At 35.2% G+C, this 17542-nt stretch carries 13 protein-coding genes and 1 pseudogene; 9 read left to right on the forward strand and 5 right to left on the reverse strand.

The genetic code is table 11. The features are described from left to right. Positions 1 to 138: 138 nt before the first annotated feature. The 4 genes from DEF52_RS03355 to ltrA all read left to right on the forward strand — a co-directional run bounded on the left by DEF52_RS03355 (position 139) and on the right by ltrA (position 3458). A complete protein-coding gene (locus DEF52_RS03355; RefSeq protein WP_151807854.1) occupies positions 139 to 819 on the forward strand; it encodes a JAB domain-containing protein in 681 nt (226 codons plus the stop codon). Positions 820 to 1035: 216 nt separating this feature from the next. Continuing rightward, positions 1036 to 1671, forward strand: coding sequence for a hypothetical protein (locus DEF52_RS03360; RefSeq protein ID WP_151807855.1), 636 nt, complete (start codon positions 1036 to 1038; stop codon positions 1669 to 1671). 382 nt (positions 1672 to 2053) lie between these two features. Further along, positions 2054 to 2182 carry a hypothetical protein gene (locus tag DEF52_RS06765; RefSeq protein WP_255324786.1) on the forward strand — a complete coding sequence of 43 codons (129 nt, stop codon included), beginning with the start codon at positions 2054 to 2056 and terminating at the stop codon, positions 2180 to 2182. After that, positions 2145 to 3458: a group II intron reverse transcriptase/maturase gene (gene ltrA, locus DEF52_RS03370; RefSeq protein WP_006280268.1), complete on the forward strand. Its 1314-nt coding sequence runs from the start codon at positions 2145 to 2147 to the stop codon at positions 3456 to 3458. Before DEF52_RS06765 ends, ltrA begins: the two co-directional genes overlap by 38 nt. A gap of 240 nt (positions 3459 to 3698) precedes the next feature. On the opposite strand, the pseudogene DEF52_RS03375 reads toward ltrA, so the two are convergent. After that, positions 3699 to 5008 (reverse strand): annotated as a pseudogene (locus tag DEF52_RS03375) (IS4 family transposase). 235 nt (positions 5009 to 5243) lie between these two features. After that, entirely contained in the window at positions 5244 to 6713 is a 1470-nt protein-coding gene (gene gatA / locus DEF52_RS03380) for an Asp-tRNA(Asn)/Glu-tRNA(Gln) amidotransferase subunit GatA (RefSeq protein WP_044471200.1), read from the reverse strand. 389 nt (positions 6714 to 7102) lie between these two features. Between gatA and mtaB the strand changes: the two genes are divergently transcribed. After that, positions 7103 to 8329 (forward strand): tRNA (N(6)-L-threonylcarbamoyladenosine(37)-C(2))-methylthiotransferase MtaB, encoded by a 1227-nt coding sequence (gene mtaB / locus DEF52_RS03385; protein WP_010082135.1) that lies wholly within the window; start codon positions 7103 to 7105, stop codon positions 8327 to 8329. Positions 8330 to 8395: 66 nt separating this feature from the next. Further along, the gene (locus DEF52_RS03390) at positions 8396 to 9325 is read left to right on the forward strand and encodes a P44/Msp2 family outer membrane protein (protein ID WP_006280172.1); all 930 of its coding nucleotides are present in this window, start codon (positions 8396 to 8398) and stop codon (positions 9323 to 9325) included. A gap of 7 nt (positions 9326 to 9332) precedes the next feature. Here DEF52_RS03390 and DEF52_RS03395 read toward each other — a convergent pair whose 3' ends face one another. From DEF52_RS03395 to DEF52_RS03410, 3 genes are all read right to left on the reverse strand, one after another. Beyond that, positions 9333 to 10820 carry a type II secretion system protein GspD gene (locus tag DEF52_RS03395; RefSeq protein ID WP_151807856.1) on the reverse strand — a complete coding sequence of 496 codons (1488 nt, stop codon included), beginning with the start codon at positions 10818 to 10820 and terminating at the stop codon, positions 9333 to 9335. 134 nt (positions 10821 to 10954) lie between these two features. Next, on the reverse strand, positions 10955 to 12319 hold the full coding sequence (locus DEF52_RS03400) for an ankyrin repeat domain-containing protein (RefSeq protein ID WP_065095203.1): 1365 nt from the start codon (positions 12317 to 12319) through the stop codon (positions 10955 to 10957). Positions 12320 to 13024: 705 nt separating this feature from the next. Then, entirely contained in the window at positions 13025 to 13699 is a 675-nt protein-coding gene (locus DEF52_RS03410; RefSeq protein WP_006280330.1) for a septal ring lytic transglycosylase RlpA family protein, read from the reverse strand. A gap of 26 nt (positions 13700 to 13725) precedes the next feature. Between DEF52_RS03410 and murC the strand changes: the two genes are divergently transcribed. Genes murC through cgtA form a run of 3 tightly spaced genes read left to right on the forward strand, consistent with a single transcriptional unit; the run spans position 13726 to position 17511 of the window. Continuing rightward, positions 13726 to 15222: a UDP-N-acetylmuramate--L-alanine ligase gene (murC, locus tag DEF52_RS03415; RefSeq protein WP_151807857.1), complete on the forward strand. Its 1497-nt coding sequence runs from the start codon at positions 13726 to 13728 to the stop codon at positions 15220 to 15222. A 4-nt stretch (positions 15223 to 15226) separates the two neighbouring features. Further along, positions 15227 to 16501, forward strand: coding sequence for a phosphopyruvate hydratase (gene eno / locus DEF52_RS03420; protein WP_151807858.1), 1275 nt, complete (start codon positions 15227 to 15229; stop codon positions 16499 to 16501). Beyond that, positions 16489 to 17511, forward strand: a complete 1023-nt coding sequence (cgtA, locus tag DEF52_RS03425) for an Obg family GTPase CgtA (RefSeq protein ID WP_151807859.1) — start codon at positions 16489 to 16491, stop codon at positions 17509 to 17511. Before eno ends, cgtA begins: the two co-directional genes overlap by 13 nt. Positions 17512 to 17542 lie beyond the last annotated feature (31 nt).

The raw sequence follows: 17542 nt of genomic DNA on the forward strand, positions 1-17542 counted from the left end.
CAGCGCTATATCCAACCTTTCGGCTCTCAGCCGATAGTGGTTGAGTTCCGCCAAAATGGATGGCTTTATGCCAATACTGCTAAGAAAAATAGCAGTAAATATTTAAAAAAAATTTATTATTAGTGAAGGGTATATTATATGAATAATAAGAATAAAAGTAAAGATCGTAGAGAAGAAATAGAGTTCAGAGCATTGGTAAGCAAAGGAAATGCTTTACTAGATCATGAAATAATAGAAACATTTCTGAGTGGAGCGCATGATGGGGTTGAAGCTAGCATTATTGCTGAAAGGCTAATGGATCGTTTTAAAGGAATAGGAAGGATTTCAAGTCTGGAAATAGATGACCTAAAAACTATAGAAGGGGTAACTAACTCTACAGTTATAGCAATTTTATGTCTTAAGGAAGCTTTAAAGAGGGTACCGAGAGAAGAGTTAAAGAAAGGCCCAGTAATAGGTGGTAACTTGGAAAAGCTCGTAGAATATTTAAAGGCATGTATAGGGCACTTAGAAAAGGAATGTACAATAATAATATATTTGGATCAAAAGTTCCATTTAATAGGGGAAACAGTGTATGTTGGTAGAAAGGATAGTGTACCTATTTGCATACATGAAGTGGCAAGAAAAGCAATAATAGAAAAAGCAAAATTAATGATAATGTCGCACAACCACCCATGCGGAAGTTTAAAGCCATCTGATGAGGATCTAGCTGTAACTAAAAAATTGGCTGAAGTCTGTAAGACTATAGAGATTAGGTTATATGACCACATTATCGTTACAAGTAAAAGCTATCTTAGTCTGAAGAAAGAAGGACTGTTATAGTCCGAAAAGAAGAGCTGCTCAAAGGTAATTTGAAGTAAAAATTCGTTATTGGGAAGTGCTGAGCAGTTTTTTGATGTCTCAAAAGTCGTTCTTTTGAATGCAGGAAAATATTTGCAAATATATTAATTACCCTTATAATTAATGAGAAAGCATATATCTAGTTAACAATAAAGTAATAAAGCTCGGTGTAAACTTAGAAAAATAGCGGAGGCTAATATGAGTAATATAATAATTGTACCTTTTAATGATAAAGAGGGAAATACTTACGAATTAAACATTGATCTTGATGTATTGTCGAAGGATAATAGCATATCTAAAGCTATTGTAGGCATCTTTAAGAAAAACCAGCAGTCTATCCCTGCAGGCGATGATCTGAGCAAATTACCGGAGATATTAGATGCTATTGCTGAAAAGAAAAACCTGTTGTCTGCCTTTTCAAGTAAAACGACTGATAAGAAGGCTAAGAACCTTGAAAGTAAAAAGCCTTCTCCTCAAGATGGTCGTGACAAACCAAGCAACTCGGAAAAAGGATTTAATGATCATTATAGCAGACAAGGTCGTTCAAGGAAATCAAATCCATTTATCTCACCGCTGCAAAAGATAGAGCCAAGTTGGGATGAAAATGAGAAGTTGAACCAGTTTAAAGATGCAGTAATAAAAGCAGAGAACATAAATGAAGTGGTTGAAGCCTTAAAACAAGCAATAGGTAAAGGAGTAAGGATGAATGCATATTATGATGGACAGCGTAGTTTTGCTGATATCGTGATGTGTAAAATACTTTCGAACCAATTCACAAAAGATGAGCAGAAAAAGATTGTGGGTGCATTAATGTGTGCGCCAAGAAGTGCGTAAGGAACAGTTGGTGAAAATCCAACACGGGTAAAGCTTAGCCGGCAACCTGGAACAAACCATTATGCTGCGTAAGGTAACGAGCGTAGTAAAGCTAATGGAATGGACAACATAGGGTGCAACGAAAGTGAAGGTATTGAGTCCCGTAATTCACGCGTCATGGGGGCTGACACTTTACATTTGGTGGAAGGCAACATGGGTAATAACGCTAAGGCAAGATATTACTCACCTCATCGGGATCGAAGGCCGCGTCATGTGTTGAGATGGACCTTACGTGAACTTGGGAGATCCTTTGTATTCCTGTAAGGGTACTCTGGAACAAGTCAATAAAGGCGAGGACTGGAGGAAGATGCAAAGGAAGTCGGACTAACTGATAGTACTCGGAGTGTGGGAAAGCCACATACAAGGGGAAGCGGTTAGCAATATAGTGACTGGTATAGGGATTGCTATACCAATACAACAGAGATTGGAGGAGTATGCAAGGAAAACTAAACCAGATAGCAGTAAGGGCTAAGCAAGATAAGCGAGTAAAATTTACATCATTAGTTCATTTGATTAATGAAGAGAATCTTGCAGAGTGTTATAAGGAACTAAAACGCAACAAGGCTTGTGGTATAGATCGTGTGACAGTGGAAGCTTATGGAGAAAATCTAGAAGAGAAACTTAAAACACTAGTGGATAGTATGAAGAGAAAACAATATCAACCGCTACCAGTGAAAAGGGTATACATACCCAAAGCCGGGAGCAAAGAGAAGCGCGGTCTCGGAATACCATCAACGGAAGATAAGTTGGTACAGGTAATGCTAAAGAAGATATTAGAAAATATTTATGAAGCAAACTTTATGGACAGCTCGTATGGATTTCGACCAGGAAGAAATTGTCATCAGGCGATAAACGCTCTAGATAAAGCAGTTATGCACAAACCAATTAACTATATTGTAGAAGTGGATATCAAGAAGTTCTTTGATAATGTTCAACATAAATGGCTAATGAATTGTCTAAGGGAACGAATAGCTGACCCAAATTTATTGTGGTTAATAAAACGATTTCTAAAGGCAGGAATAGTCGAAGTTGGATGTTATAAAGCAACCGATCAAGGCACACCACAAGGTGGTATAGTAAGCCCTGTATTAGCTAATATATACTTACACTATGTGCTGGACTTATGGTTTGAAAAGAAATTTAAGCCAAAAGCCAGAGGATATTTACAGCTAATAAGGTTTTGCGACGATTTTGTAGTTGGCTGCGAGAGGGAAGAAGACGCAAAAGAATTTCTAGAATTACTGAAACAAAGACTAAGTAAATTTGGGTTGGAAATAGCTGAAAATAAAACAAAAATAGTAAAGTTTGGTAAGAAAGAATGGTATCAAGCAGAAAGAGAGAAACGTAGGACGGCTAGCTTCAACTTTCTAGGATTTACACATTATTGTGGAAAAAGTCGTAATGGTAAACTTATGATGAAGCAGAAAACTTCAAAAATAAGCCTAGCCAGAAAGATTAAAGAAATCAAAGAATGGTTGAAGATGGTACGAAGTCGTATCTGTCTCAAAGATTGGTGGCAGAAACTTAAAGCCAAACTAACAGGACACTATAGCTACTTCGGAGTTAGCGGAAATTATCGGTGTTTGATTCAATTCTATCGACCGGTAACAAAGTTAGCATTTAAGTGGATAAACCGACGTAGTCAAAAGAAAAGTATGGATTGGGAACAATTTATACACTATTTAAAAGTAAATCCATTACCAAAACCAAAGGTATATGTTTCTTTATACACAGGAGCACTAGTGTGAACGCTGTATTGTGGAGCCGTGTGCGGGAAATCCGCAAGCACGGTTCTTTTGGGGAGACTATGGTTATGAGACCAAATCGCTGGTTTCAAGGTCATGAGTCTCTACCAGACGTCAAGCAAGTTTTTTCGTTTCTATAAATCTGGATTTCAGCGTTATGCGCTGGAATGACAACGTGAGGTAAATTTTTCAACATCCCAAAATTACAGAATTCAGTCTGTTTAATTAAGCATACGCGTCAAGTTAAGAGATTGTGAGCAAATTTAGAGAGGTTAAAGTGGATACTCTAGCCCTTCTACGTTTGTCTTTTAATGAAAATCGCGACCAAGTTATAGTGAGTTTTTTAAGAAATGCTTTTAAACTATTAATTTTGGTTAATACTAAAAATAACTCTCTAACCCGCCTTTTTAGCTCAATAAATGCCTTTGTTAAGCTAAGTTCTGTATTCTTTTTCACTTCTGTGCAACCAACTATGCCGTGAAATATAAGAATTGCGCACAATTTAGCATATAGTTCACATAATACTCTGCATGGCTTTCCTTTTAGCTTATCAAGCCTGATATGGCTTTTATACAATTTAAATAATAACTCAATTTGCCACCTTACTCTGTAAATCGTTAATACTTGCTCAGCACTAATTTTATTTTCTGGAACATTAGTTATAAATATTGACCAGTTCAACAATTTTTGATTTCTTTTAGAGGATGTATATCCCTGCGATCTTGCTAATCTATTAGCTTTCCTTCTTCTGGCCATAGACTGTTCTTCAGTTAGTTTCTGACATATAATTCTTACTCTAATTTTTGCTTCTTTTCCTAACAATACCTCGTTTTCTAAAAATCTCTAAACATTCTAATAACTCCATTTTTTGATTTGTTTCTACATCATATATGTTGGTATCGACGACTTATGAAATAAGCTCCTATTTCATTGATTTGTTTAAAAGAACTTGGCACAAAATAACCGAGATCAGATATTAGCAAATCATTGCTTAATATATTACTTAAATGTTTCCTATATCCCTGGTCTGATCTTACCCCCTCCGTTAAATTAAGTTGGTCTATTATCTGATTCATGTAGTCGAAAACTAATTGTAACTTTATTCCAGACTTAGTATTGCTTTCATAGCCACTGTAGCTAGTACCATAACCTTTATACATCTCTTCCATACTGTTAGGTAGAGTAATATAGCTACTGTCCAATAATTTAACACTATTAAATTGCTGTAAGATTTTGCAATCAACTTGCAAGATATTTTTAAAGAGAATCACAGATTCATTATACATCCTTTTCATAAATTCCACTGCTTCTTCAGTAAATCTAAAATCCAAACCTTGTTTTGTTATATCTATCGAGTCCTCGTTTAGTAATTGACACATTGTTTCTACGCTACAATTATCAACTCCTATATTACCCAAGACCATGGCTTTTACGAATGATGAACCTTTTAGCTTTCTCTTTCTTTTTATAAACCTTGTTGTAATTGAGATTTTCTCTGCTTTTTCATTAAAAAATTCTTTGAGCTTTTTTGATAAGCAAGTTATTTTATTCATTGGTTCTCTCACTAAAAGTATATCTGGGAGAACTTATACCTTATTATTCTATCTCTTTCATACCTTTATTTCCTTAACTTGACGCGTATGGTTTAATTAAGTGTGAACTGTTACACGAAAATTTTGTAAACAGATTAATATACCCTGTTTTTGCTATTCATCTAAAAATGGAACCATAGAGTACGTTGAGGAGCGTAAGCAAATTTTAATGCAAAAATTACTATCAAAAAATAGATTATGCAAGAGGTCTAATTATTCTGCCGCAATTTTGCTCTATCACACTTGCCACATTTAATATTCCAGCTTCATCATAATAATTTCCAATCACTTGCAAGGCAAGTGGTAAACCCTCATTGGAGAGCCCAACAGGAACAGAAATAGCAGGCAATCCTGCCAGACTTGCCGGCACAGTAAACACATCATTGATGCACATAATTAGCGGATCTGGCTTTTCATTTAAGCCAAAAGCTTCTGTTGGAGCAGATGGCACAAGTATGTAATCTATTTTTTCAAACGCTTTTATAAAATCATTTCTGATTAATGCCCTAATGCACTGCGCTTTTTCGTAATATTCATTATAATGACCTGAAGAAAGCGCATAAGCGCCAATTAAAATTCTTCTTTTCACCTCTTTACCAAAACCTTCTGCTCTTGTTAGTGAATACATTTCTTCAAGGGTATCAGCATCAACCCTTAATCCATAACGCACACCATCGTAACGAGCAAGATTGGATGAAGTTTCAGCAGAACAGATTAAATAATAGACTGGTATTGCATATTTAGTATGTGGCAGAGTAATGTCAACAACTTCAGCGCCATTTTCTTTTAAATAGGAAGCAACTCTTTCCCAATTATGAACTATTTCCTCTGAAATTCCATCCATCCTATATTCTTTTGGTATACCAATACACTTACCCTTGACATCACCATTTATAAAGCTAGAAAATTTAGGCACTGGCTTTTCGCTCGATATTGAATCTTTTGTATCATAGCCACAAATTGCTTCCAGCATTAATGCTGAATCAGAGACAGAACGAGTAATGACTCCTGCTTGATCCAGAGAACTCGCAAATGCAATCATACCAAAACGCGAGCATCTTCCATAAGTTGGCTTTATTCCAACTACTCCACAATAAGCTGCTGGTTGGCGTACAGATCCACCGGTGTCGCTCCCTAACGCTCCAGCGCATAAAAATCCAGCAACCGATGCTGCAGATCCACCAGATGATCCACCAGGAACAACTTTTTCCCCATCGCTTTTTCTAATCCACACATTTTCAACAGGGCCAAAATAGCTATTTGTGTTCGCAGAACCCATAGCAAATTCATCCATATTAAGCTTACCGAGCATGGCTGCTCCACTTTTTAAAAGCAAGTCAGACACCGTAGATTCGTAAGTCGGAACGAAATTTTCCAGCATTTTTGAGCATGCTGTTGTTTTTATTCCTTTTGTACAGAATAGATCTTTGATGCCAACTGGTACACCCATGAGCGGCGAGATTAAATCATCCTTTTGCCTAGAGAAATGTTCATCTGCAGCTTTAGCAGCTTTCATTGCTATCTCTGGGGTTTTTGTTATAAATGCATTTAATTTCTCATTTTCAACCGCACTGATGTGCGCCTCTACGAGTTCAACGGCAGAAAAACTCTTTTTTTTGAGCCCGTCATGCATTTGTGTAATACTTAACTTTCTTAGTTCATTCATCAATATTTAATTTTTAGCAAGACGTTAATTATAACATGGCACGATAAAAAATCCATACATTTATAGTTACAGCTAGAAATGTAGCTAAGGTAACTTAGATTCACCGACAATCGTCATCCCGCTACTTGTTAGCGGCTAAGAGATACCGCAGCGGTATGACGTAGAAGCTATACTTTTATACTCACCAACTCAGTATCCAATCCGGATTGTATCTTAAAAAGGTCAAAAGACTATAATAAGCAAAGGAGTGATACTGTGTCTGAGTGAAAATCGTTGAGATCCCAGTGTCTGCTGCTTGCATAGCATTTATTTACAAAAAAATAGTCATGCAAGAGACTTTGCTTGGATATTTGATATAATTTAGGTCTATTAAAGCAAAAAATACTAACATGAATGAAGTGATAACATTTGGTTGTCGTCTAAATTTTTACGAGAGCGAGTTAATCAAAGAAGCATTAAAAAAAGCAAAGAGAGAAAATGTTGTTGTGGTGCATAGCTGTGCAGTGACAAACGAAGCAGAACGTCAGGTAAAGCAAAAGATACGTAAGATTTACAAAAATGATCCAAATAAAGAAATTATCGTAGTTGGTTGTGCTGTTCAGTTGGATCCAGAAGTTTACAGTAGCATTCCTGGTGTAAGTAAAGTGCTCGGTAATCAAGATAAGCTAAAAGCTGAAAATTACTTACTAAATGACGATAAAATCTTGGTCAGTGATAACCAAGTAGAACCTGTTCTAATTAATGGATTTGAAGATAAGTCAAGGGCATTTATTGAAATTCAAAATGGTTGTAATCATAGCTGCACATTTTGTTCAATTACTGAGGCAAGAGGGAATAATCGATCTGTGCCAATAAACAGTATTATAGAGCAAATCAGGATCTTTGTAGAAAATGGATATCAAGAAGTAGTGTTTACAGGGGTTGATATTACTGACTTTGGTACAGATTTGTTGGGTAAGCCATCACTTGGTTCAATGATTAGGAGAGTTTTAAAGGATATACCAGAGTTGAAGAGGCTAAGACTTTCCTCTATCGATGTTGCTGAAGTTGACGACGAATTAATGGATTTAATAGCTAATGAGTCAAGACTTATGCCTCATTTACATTTGAGTCTACAATCTGGTAATAATTTAATACTAAAGAGAATGAAGCGTCGTCACAACAGAGAACAAGTGATAGAATTTTGTCATAAAATGAAGAGCTTGAGGCCTAATATAGCATTTGGCGCTGATATTATTGCTGGATTTCCAACAGAAACTGATGAAATGTTTCAGGATACAGTTGATTTACTGAAAAAAACAAATATAGTTTACCTACATGCTTTTCCATATTCAGAGCGGAAAAATACACCTGCTGCACGAATGCCACAAGTACCAGAGAATGTGCGTAAAGAACGAGTAAAAAATTTAAGAGAAGTAAATAAAGAAATTATGAGCAGTTTTTGTCAATCCTTGATCAACACTAAGCAAAGTGTTCTGGTTGAGCAAAATAATGTCGGTAGAGCAGAAAATTTTGCATTAATAAAGCTTGAATCAAAAGCTCAAGCCAAGAGTATTGTGAAAGTTAATGTTAAAGGAGTGGAAAATAATTATCTAATTGGAAATATTTTTTCTTAATTTTTGTACATTGAAGAAATATACGATATAGTAATTATACTGTAAATGATAATTGTGAATTCATTTATGATAACTAGAATATCTATTACTTTATTTTTGATTTTCATTTCATGTGTCTATTTTTTTATTACTTATATTAGTAATGATACACACATTGAGCAAGTACAACCCTTAAAATTAGAAACAGATAATAATGAAAGTGTAATACGTTCTGAAGAGGTTACTGAAAAAGAAATACTAATAAATGATTTAAAATATCAAGAACTTGAAAGTAGTCCTATTAAGCAACCTTCTATTCTCCAAGTAGCTAATCAGAAAAATATGTGGTCACGTATTGCAGATCAAGCTGAGCCTACAAAAGAAAAATCAAAAAAACTTGATTTTTATGTTAGCGCTAACGGTGGTAAGGTATACCATGATAATTCAGAAACATTTGTAAAGGGTATACAAGAAATAGGAAAAAGAGTCCTAACTTTAGTTGAAAGTCATTATGGTTTTATAATAAAAAATATAGTGGCAAATGAAATTAAAAGTATACAGCAATTTGATGGTAAAATTGATTTCCAGTGGCTTAACAGCATATCTTTAGGTTACTATGCTGGAGAAAATGGCCGAGTTGATTTTGAAACCATGTATTCTAGAGCCAATATTGAAAATAGTAATTCTCCTCTGGTATTTGATAAATCAGCAAGTATATTTGCGTTTTTGTTAAACTTCTATTATAATCCCAGCGTTCAGGATATACAATTTGCTCCGTACATCGGTCTTGGTATAGGGCCAACAGTTTTTAGATTAAAAAGGATTAGTGGGTCACCCCAAAATTCAATGCCACTTAATGTTCCTTGGTTTGCTTATCAAATAAAACTTGGTGTTGATTATTCAATAATCCCAGAAGTCAAAACCTTTCTCGGCTATCGTTACTTTAGCGTTCCGATACCTGTTGCAGATGACATATCTACTCACAATATTGAAATTGGTTTGATATTTAATTTTTAGTGATAATTTAATATATATATAAATTCTTATCTTTTCTATCTAACAAACCAAATGTTGGTACGATTGTTGCTTTTAAAAAAATGACAGTTTCTACTGTTCTAATATTATTCGCTAGCCTTTTTGACTTCTGGTGCAATAAGCTTTGCTTATCTTCTCTATGTTCTATAAGCCCGCCGATTACCATAATTTCACCGCTCTTAATTTTTAACATAGAGTTCATTTCTCTGATTTCAACAATTGGAATGTCGCTATTTAATTTCATTTTACTCTGCTGTGCGACGTACTCTATATCTGGATCTTTAACGTAGCCGTTAATTCTTGATAAAGTTGGATGTATATCCATGAATATTTCACTAGTATCAATGTTAATGCTTGGGTGGATTATTAGCACAATACCTATTGGAACGCTATTCATCTTGGTAATTAAGGTCTGATTAGAGTTTCTAGTATCTTTTTGTATATCGGAAGTAAAATAAATATGGTTTTTAGTAAATGAAATCATCGCTTGCTGATTATTTATAGCATGTACTCTGGGGCTTGAAATTACAGTTGAAGTGCCAAATTTGTCTAAATTTTTTACTAAATCTCCTAGATCATTCGCACCAAAGTTCATTGCTAGGTTAATAATGGAGTTATCTTGATTTATTATAGACTTAGTTCCATCGCGTAAGTCATTTAAGTTCATACCAGAAAGGTATTTGTCATCTAGCACAACTTCAACTATTTTTGCCTCTATCATTACTTGAGAAGACGCTAACTTCTTAACCTTATTAATATATTCTTCAACAGCTTTGTGGATATCTTTTCTAGCATTCAAAATAATAACACCAGCTTCTCTGTTGGATGAGAGGAATTCGCCATCATCCACCCCGTTAACATCCATTATTGCATTCAAGCCTTTTTCTAATGAATTCCATAAGTCACTACTGTATTGAGACTTCATAACATTGTTATAGTCCCTATCAACGTTACTTCCATCACTGTTAGTAATATTGTGATTAATGACGAAACTGCTTTGAGCAGAATGTTGAATATTGATGAAGTCTACGTAATAATTTTGCGCGTATGGCAAGTCCTGCTCAATTCTAATTACACCATTACTTATTGAGTAACGCAGTTTGGCGCTATTTGCTATACTCTGAATTACTTCGTTTATATCCTTATCTTTTAGCTTTAAAATAATATTACCTGATATTTTTGGGTCCATATCCAAGTTAACGTCAGAAAGTTTTCCTATCTCAATCAGCAAATCCTTTACTGATACTTCTTCACTAACATTAATAGAAATAAGCTGATTACTGATTGTGAGATCGGGAAACTCTATTGGTAAAGGCATAATTTCTGGTATTGCCGGTTCATTAATCTCCAAAGAGGTGTTATATTGTTGCAACGGATAATCGTGCTTATAATTGTCTATGTTAATAGGATATTGCTTGGTAGGTAGATGTGTGCAAGAAATAATGAAGAGGAGTATTAAGCATTTAAAAATAGCCATTAGAACAGCATACAAAATCTATACTAATAGATTTCTATAAAAATATTAAAAATGTATTTAATCTCATTTTCATCGAGCAGATAATTGTCGTGTATTAGCTTTGGCTATGTATTTTTTGTATACTCTTCTTGTACTTAAATGTAGACCAGCATAGCCCTAATTTTTTTATATATTTTACTTCTTTCTCTGTATTTAATAATAGGCTTGAAAATAAATGGTAAGCCTATAATTGTTAAGCTTAGAGCTAGGGTTGAAAGTATACAACAGGCTTTGTGTTTACTATGTAGCTCTTTCAGGTAAAGCATCAAAAATCTACAAAATTTTTTGTAATTTTCTTCGATGTTTTTTTTGCTATGAGCCTTGCTAATGAACATATCTATTGCGGTATGACCGTTATTGCACTTAATGTTAAGGTCTGCACCTTTTTCTGTTAACAACTGAGCTATATCAAAATAATCCTTTTGAACAGCAAGATGTAGAGGTGCAAAACCTTGTTGCTCACAAATGTTCATATTGGCTCTAACTTCCAATAACATTTTCACAATTTGTGTATGGCCTTTTTTAACTGCGAGTAGCAAGGGAGTTCTGTTACATTTAGTAACAGCATTAACGTTTACCTTAAGCTTCAATAAGAGCTTAACTGTTTTAGTGTTACCATTATGGCTAGCTTTATGCAGCCTAGCGTTACCATTAAAATCTTGATCGTTTGCTTCTATTCCCTTTGAAACAAGAAATGTTACCATTTTTCTATTATTATGCTCAATAGCGCAATCTAACGCATCAAAACCATGGTTGTTTTTTGTGCAAAAAAACTCTTTAAGTTTAATTTTATCGTTACTTGCTTGCTGTTTTTTTGCAATAAGTTTTACTATTTGCATTTTGTTGTTATACGCTGCTAGGAAAAGCGTAGTGTTATTTTCTGCATCTTTGGCTTCTATATTTGCACCTTTCTTTATCAGATATTCTATAATTTCTGCTCTGCTGTCATAATGTGCGGTGCATTGATAAATGGTTAAAAACAAAGGAGTACGAAAATTGTTATCTTCACATTCGAGATTTGCTCCGCTATCAATTAAAATTTGGACGCTTTTTTTAGAACCGTATAGTGAAGCTATATGAAGAGGAGTATAGCCCTCTTTGGCATCTTTTTCATTAATTTTTGCGCCTTTTGTTATCAAAAAATCTATTAATTCCGTGTCATCTTGTAGTGCAGCAAGGTGCAGTGGAGTGAATCCATTTTTATCCTTGGAATTAATTGTCAGTTGGTTAACAAAAAGTTTAGCAACTTTCTTGTGTCCATGCATAATGGCGTAATGCAGAGGGTTTCTATTTTCGTTGTCTACGACATTGAAATCAGCTTCGTGCTCTAGTAATGACTTTACTCCAACTAAATCGCCTTCTTTTGTGAACTTATGCAAGAGAGTGATTCCACTTGCATCTTTTGAGTTAATATCAAATCCATTTTCTACTAATTGGTTTATATCTTCCTCACGCGCCATATCACTTAAATCTCTAATTAAACTCTTTTCGCGTTAATAATACTCCTACTTGATTAAGTTTAAATGAATCTGTGAGAAATGGCTAGTGCATTCTTGCATAACAAACTTTTGGCAGCGCATTGGATGAAACGAAAAACTTACTTGACAAACTCCGCCAGCCCTCCTATCATGAAACTGAAGCTATTTATTTATCTTCGCAATCTCTGCAGTGGATTAATGACAAAAAACTTAATGTATTTGGCGTAAATCATGCTTAATTTTTTGCACTATATGCACCTCATGTCTTTATAAAACTTTTAGGTTTCTACCTATACAAGCCGAAACGCGCTTATAAAGTGTTTAAGACAGTAAAAGACGTCAAATAGACAAGGGAGAATTTGAATACTAGCTACCCTAGGGTTTCTTTGCCTTTTTTTTCATTTGGTAAATTTCTTAATATTTATAGCTAAACGACAACTGTCATTCCTGTAAAGGTCAAGTATCCCGCTACTTGTTAGCGGCTGAGATACCGCGAATGAATCGCGGTATGACGGTTAGCGGTGGCGTGACGATAAGCTCGTCATTCCGCTACGTGTTAGCGGCTAAGAGATATCGCGGTGGTATAGCTATAAATTGTTGATATCTTTTTTATATCACATTTTTAACTTACAATAGTTAGCCAGCGTTCCTTACATTAACCAAATCTTTCAAATTCTGCACTCACCACTACCTATAACTCACTTTCACGCAATATTGATCGTTCTTAAAAAGCAATCTAACATTTTTTATTCCTTGATTGCGAAGCTTTGATGCAGCTGATTTAGCAGCCTGAGCACTTTTAAAAAATGCAACATATCCCTTACTTTCTGCACTGTCTTGTTTCGGATGACGTTTCTGCATTTCTTTTTCATATTGCTTTCTGTAATGAGGAGTATTTTGTATCAATTGTTCTGACATCTTTCTTAGGTATTGAACTTTTACTTTTGCAAGCCCAGATTTATGAAATCCTAAGACTTGAGCTGCTTTTTCTGATAAGTCTATTATTCTGCCTTCAATAAAAGGCCCTCTATCGTTAACCCTTGTAACAAGCTTTCTTCCATTTTCTAAATTAGTGACAAGAACAAAGCAGGGTAAGGGCAAAGTCTTATGCGCTGCAGAGATCAAGTGACGGTTAAACGCTTCACCATTTGCTGTAAGTGTGCCATGATCTTCTATTCCATACCACGATGCTATCCCTATCTCTTCATAGTGTTTACAGTTTTTTGGATAATAAGTTATACCATTTATTGTGTAGCTGCTGCCAATTTTATAATGACCTGCAGTGCAGTTAAACCTGTTGCTAAAACTGCAACTACTCATCAAAACGAATATTAGACATAGGAAGGCTAGGTTTTTTATCATTGTATTCGGTAAGAGGGTTCGATACTATGAGGATTTTAAATTATACTATAATAAATTTAGTAATGAGTAAACATCTACTGCTAAATATTAACAAAACTCAAAAAGGAATAATACATATTATTGGTATAGGTGGAATTGGAATGAGCGCTATTGCTGAAATTCTCCATAATTCCAATTACAAAGTTCAAGGCAGTGATGCGCAGTCAAACAACAATGTAGATAGATTACAAAAGCTGGGTATAGAAGTTTACATTGGTCACAATGCTGATAATATAAGCCAAGCTCAAATAGTTGTATATTCTTCTGCGATAGAATCTGATAATGTGGAGTTAATTGCGGCAAAAAATAACAATAAAATCGTTTTGCATAGATCAGACATGCTTGCTGAACTTTTAAGAGATAAATATGTGATAGCGGTTTCAGGTTCAAGCGGAAAGACAACAACAACCGCTATGATTGCTTCCATTTTTGATCATTCTGGCATTGATGCGACTGTAACTGTAGGAGGGATATTAAATTCCTATAAGAGCAACTTCAAACTTGGAGGGAGTGACACTTTTCTGATCGAGGCTGATGAGTCTGATGGAACTATGCTAAAAATCCCTGCAAAGATTGCTGTCATAACAAGTATCAACAATGACCACATAGATTATTACGGCACATTTGATAATATCAAAAATGCATTTTCCCAATTCGTGAATAATGCAGGTTCTGCAGTTTTACCTGATTCTGTAGACATCGATTATGATGCGGGTAATTCTATAACGTTTGGGTTTGAGAATGGTAGCATAAGAGCCAGCAACATTAAACAGCATGCTAACAGCATAGAATTTGATGTGTTGAACAACTGGATTCCAGCATTACGTGCTGGAATGACAAAAGGAAAGTGTACAGAGATGTCATCCCAGTGTGTGACACTGGGATCCAGCCCTTTAAAAAACATAGTACTATCAAATGCAATTGGAATTCACAAAGTAAGCAACGCCCTAGCTGCAATATCAGTTGCGATAAAGCTCGGAATTAGCGATGCAGATATTAAAAAAGGCCTTTTGGAATTTCAAGGAGTAGCAAGAAGATTCTCTTTGATTGCCGATATTAAAGGTGTTAAGTTAATTGAGGATTATGCCCATCATCCAAATGAAATATATGCAACTTTAACGGCTGCACGTTCGATTACTAAAGGAAAAGTAATAGGAATTATCGAACCACTTCGTTTTGCCCGCATTCGTAATTTTTTTGATGAATTCATACGAATTTTCATGATGTTTGATTATGTCATCCTCACTCCTGTTCATCCCCCAGAAGACAAGCCTATTCCTGGTTGTGGGATTGATGATATACAAAAAGCTTTAATCAGTAATGGATTTAATAACACAAAAATTATGAATGATGCTTTGCTCATTTCACATTTTATTAGTGATTCGACAAGTCCAAGTGATATAGTATTATTTATTGGTGCTGGTAGTAATATAGCTAAATTGGCAAAGGAAACTGCAGCACTTATTGCGGAAGTTAAGGTTTAATGTAATGAATAAGATAATCAATAACGTATTTGCAAGAGAAATTTTAGATAGCAGGGGTTACCCCACTATTGAGGTAGAAATTGAGCTCTGTGATGGTGCAATAGGCAGGGCATCTGTACCTTCTGGAGCTTCAACCGGTAAATTAGAAGCCTTGGAACTCAGGGACCAAGATGAGAAAAGGTATTGTGGTAAGGGAGTGCTGAAAGCTGTTCAAGCTGTAAATGGGATAATAGCAGATGAAATCATTGGAATGAATGCAGCGGACCAAAATGCAATTGATAAAGCATTAATTGAACTGGATGGAACAAAAAACAAATCAAAACTTGGAGCAAATGCAACTTTGGGTGTGTCTCTTGCGGTTGCAAAAGCAGCAGCAAACAGTTTCAAAATACCGTTGTATAGATATTTGGGAGGAGAGCAGATGAGTGTTATGCCGGTTCCACTCATTAACATAATTAATGGTGGAGTACATGCAGACAATAAGCTCGATTTCCAAGAATTCATGATTCTTCCGGTCGGTGCTGAGACTTTCAGTGAAGCTATCAGAATATCTGCGGAGGTGTTCCACAACTTACGTAGCATTCTTAAGAAAAAAGGTTATAGCACAAACGTAGGAGATGAAGGCGGTTTTGCACCAAATATTGAAAGCACTGAAGAAGCACTTGATTTGATCATATACGCTATAGAATCAGCAGGTTATTCAGCGCAAAGTGATTTTGCACTAGGCCTTGATGTTGCTTCATCTACTTTTTATGAAGATGGAATTTACGAATTTGAAAGTAAGGGACTTACTTCAAAAGAATTGACTGAATACTATTGTGACCTTGTGGAAAAATATCCAATAATTTCTATAGAAGATGCAATGAGTGAAGACGACTATGAAGGCTGGAAATTGCTTACTGCAAAACTAGGGAATAAAATTCAATTGGTCGGGGATGATTTATTTGTTACAAATTGTGAACTAATACGTAAAGGAATAGAGGAAAAAATGGCAAATGCTGTACTGATCAAGCCAAATCAAATAGGGACGTTAACAGAAACGTTTAATGCAATTGAAATGGCAAAATCAAATGGCTATAAAGCTGTTATTTCTCATCGCTCAGGTGAAACAGAAGACACAACAATATCCCACATAGCAGTTGCATCAAATTGCGGGCAAATAAAAACCGGATCGCTATCGCGTTCTGATAGGCTTGCGAAGTATAACGAGCTAATCAGAATAGAAAGCACATTAGGAAAGGATGCTAAATATTATCGTGGGTTAGCATGGGTTTTATAGACGAAGTAAAATTGTGTTTAAAAGCCGGTGACGGTGGTGATGGCTGTGCAAGTTTTCGTCGAGAAAAGTTCGTTGAATTTGGTGGTCCAAATGGTGGTAATGGAGGAAAGGGTGGAAACATAGTTTTCATCAGCGACGCTAATCTCAACACTTTGCTTCATTTTCGTTATAGAAGACACATTAAAGCAGATAGTGGAAAAAATGGTGCAGGCAGGGATAGATCTGGCACAGCAGGGAAAGACGTTATACTTAAAGTTCCAGTCGGTGCACAAATAATTGATGAAGAAAGTGAAGAGATAATAGTAGACCTTGACAAGCCTGGTATGGAATTTCAAGTAGCACAGGGTGGAAAAGGTGGACTTGGAAATACTAATTTTAAATCTTCTACTAATAAGGCACCAAGACATTTTACTTACGGTCAGCCTGGCGAAGAAAAACATGTATTATTAAAACTAAAAGTTTTATCAGATGTTGGAATTATTGGCATGCCAAACGCAGGTAAATCAAAATTTTTGACTCGCTGCTCAAATTCCGATACAAAAGTAGGCGATTATCCATTTACCACCGTAAGACCCCACTTAGGTGTGACAAAAGTGGATGATAGCGAAGTTGTAATAGCAGATATTCCTGGAATAATTACTGATGCTCACCTTGGAGTTGGGCTCGGGCATAAATTTTTAAAGCACATAGAAAGGTGTAAAATTTTACTTCATTTAATCGATGTAACTCATGGTGACGTTGTTTCGGCTTATAGTTGTATCCATAATGAATTGGAACTTTACAATAGTGATCTTGTTGAAAAAGAAGAGATTGTAGTACTGAACAAATGCGACTTATTGAGGGAAGCAGAAATTCTGGAAAAGAAGAATCACCTAGCTAATTATCTCAATAAAGAAGTGCTGTGCTTATCAATTAATGGTGATTTACAGCCTATTTTAAGATTATTAAGTGAAAAATTGAAAAAGAGTAATTCTAAGGAAATCGATGTATATGATCCTTTTAAGATGTGAATTTCATTTATTTTATCATATAACTAGAATA

The organism is Wolbachia endosymbiont of Nasonia oneida, from assembly GCF_009012935.1.
GTDB classification, from domain to species: Bacteria; Pseudomonadota; Alphaproteobacteria; order Rickettsiales; family Anaplasmataceae; genus Wolbachia; species Wolbachia pipientis.

Bases quoted from the DNA above. Each gene is read 5' to 3' on its own strand.
- DEF52_RS03355 (WP_151807854.1), top strand. From the start codon at position 139: ATGAATAATAAGAATAAAAGTAAAGATCGTAGAGAAGAAATAGAGTTC.
- DEF52_RS03360 (WP_151807855.1), top strand. From the start codon at position 1,036: ATGAGTAATATAATAATTGTACCTTTTAATGATAAAGAGGGAAATACT.
- ltrA (WP_006280268.1), top strand. From the start codon at position 2,145: ATGCAAGGAAAACTAAACCAGATAGCAGTAAGGGCTAAGCAAGATAAG.
- gatA (WP_044471200.1), bottom strand. From the start codon at position 6,713: ATGAATGAACTAAGAAAGTTAAGTATTACACAAATGCATGACGGGCTC.
- mtaB (WP_010082135.1), top strand. From the start codon at position 7,103: ATGAATGAAGTGATAACATTTGGTTGTCGTCTAAATTTTTACGAGAGC.
- DEF52_RS03390 (WP_006280172.1), top strand. From the start codon at position 8,396: ATGATAACTAGAATATCTATTACTTTATTTTTGATTTTCATTTCATGT.
- DEF52_RS03395 (WP_151807856.1), bottom strand. From the start codon at position 10,820: ATGGCTATTTTTAAATGCTTAATACTCCTCTTCATTATTTCTTGCACA.
- DEF52_RS03400 (WP_065095203.1), bottom strand. From the start codon at position 12,319: ATGGCGCGTGAGGAAGATATAAACCAATTAGTAGAAAATGGATTTGAT.
- DEF52_RS03410 (WP_006280330.1), bottom strand. From the start codon at position 13,699: ATGATAAAAAACCTAGCCTTCCTATGTCTAATATTCGTTTTGATGAGT.
- murC (WP_151807857.1), top strand. From the start codon at position 13,726: ATGAGGATTTTAAATTATACTATAATAAATTTAGTAATGAGTAAACAT.
- eno (WP_151807858.1), top strand. From the start codon at position 15,227: ATGAATAAGATAATCAATAACGTATTTGCAAGAGAAATTTTAGATAGC.
- cgtA (WP_151807859.1), top strand. From the start codon at position 16,489: ATGGGTTTTATAGACGAAGTAAAATTGTGTTTAAAAGCCGGTGACGGT.